The organism is Lactiplantibacillus sp. ME-2, assembly GCF_022549155.1.
Taxonomy (GTDB): domain Bacteria; phylum Bacillota; class Bacilli; order Lactobacillales; family Lactobacillaceae; genus Lactiplantibacillus; species Lactiplantibacillus plantarum.
This window is the reverse complement of sequence record NZ_JAKZEQ010000108.1, coordinates 1-1,467: the sequence shown is the minus strand read 5'-3', so window position 1 is coordinate 1,467 and position 1,467 is coordinate 1. Positions and strand designations below refer to the sequence as shown.

Below are 1,467 nucleotides of genomic sequence, written 5' to 3'. Positions count from 1 at the left end.
AGTCTGAACAGTACCTTTGAAGAAATTGACCATAAACTATATCCAAACGTACCATTTGTTACCGATCATGATTTCTATACTAATAGTTTTCACTATTTTGTTGAACGAAAACCAACACCGTTCGAAAAACTAGATTTTGAAGCACCCTTCCAAAAACTTTCAAACGGTGGTTTTATCAGTTACGTTGAATTACCATGTATGAAAGATAACTTAGATGCGCTCGAAGCAATTTGGGATTATTCCTATAAAGCCGGCATTGGTTATTTTGAAATCAACACCGCAATTGACCACTGTCTGGAATGCGACTTCCATGGCGAATACACAGCCGATGAAAAAGGCTACCATTGCCCAAACTGTGGAAATTCAAATCCTGAAACCAGTGACGTTACCCGCCGGATCTGCGGTTATCTTGGCAATCCAATGAAACGTCCGCCAAAACACGGTCGTCAAGCCGAAATCATTCATCGTGTCAAGCATATGTCTGGGACCCTTGGCCGCTTAGATAACGGCGAATTTCTGGAGTCCGACATTGCCGATAAAAACAAAGTTCGCAAACTAAACAATTAATCAAAATAAAGACCATGAGAGGATCGATTCACGTTCGTTGCGTGATGGTCTTTTCACAGTTTCAAAATATTAAAAAAAAGGATGATTACATGACAACTCCAAACATTCATATCAAAAATCCAAAACCTACCAAAATTAAACAATTTGCTAACCCTGAGCCCAAAGAATGGTTAGCTAAAGACTTATCCAAAGGACTTTATGCTGACTGGAAGTTTCCATCGGTCTCAGACGGAAACGGTGTTAGAGGCTCATTATTTGTCTCTGGGTGTATGTTCCACTGCCATAACTGTTTCAATGCATCAATTTGGAACTTCAACAACGGCAAACCATTCACAAAAGACGTTCAAGACAAAATTATCCAAGATCTATCACATTCATATGTTCAGGGACTCACCCTACTCGGTGGTGAACCATTTTTAAACACAAATATTTTAATTCCGTTAATTGATCGTGTACGCAAAGAATTACCGACCAAAGATATTTGGTCATGGTCAGGCTACACGTGGGAAGAACTATTAAAAGATTCAGACGACAAACTTGAAATGTTATCAAAACTTGACGTTTTAGTTGATGGTCGTTTCGATGAACGTCTTAAAGCTGGTGACCATCCCTTTAGAGGTAGTTCCAACCAACGTATCATTGATGTTCCCGCATCATTAAAACAACACAAACTCATAAAATTAATGGAATAATTTACAAAGAACATAAGCTACTCAGTACATTAAAAATCTATTTAATTGTCAACAATACAAATGAACAACTCTATAACACTCTTCAAAAAAAGAAGCATTCGAAATAATAAGAAAAATCCACAAAGACGAAACGACATAATACCATAATAAACAAAGAGGCTGTGACATAACTAGCCTCTGTATAAGTAAATGGGACGAGAAACCGAAT

At 37.6% G+C, this 1,467-nt stretch carries 2 protein-coding genes; both read left to right on the top strand.

The window, feature by feature from the left end; all coding sequences use genetic code 11:
• Window positions 1-567 (top strand): anaerobic ribonucleoside-triphosphate reductase (gene nrdD / locus MMY95_RS15550; protein WP_277602041.1); only part of this gene is annotated, 567 nt, incomplete at its 5' end.
• An 89-nt stretch (window positions 568-656) separates the two neighbouring features.
• On the top strand, window positions 657-1,259 hold the full coding sequence (nrdG, locus tag MMY95_RS15545) for an anaerobic ribonucleoside-triphosphate reductase activating protein (RefSeq protein ID WP_050557824.1): 603 nt from the start codon (window positions 657-659) through the stop codon (window positions 1,257-1,259).
• Window positions 1,260-1,467: the final 208 nt, after the last annotated feature.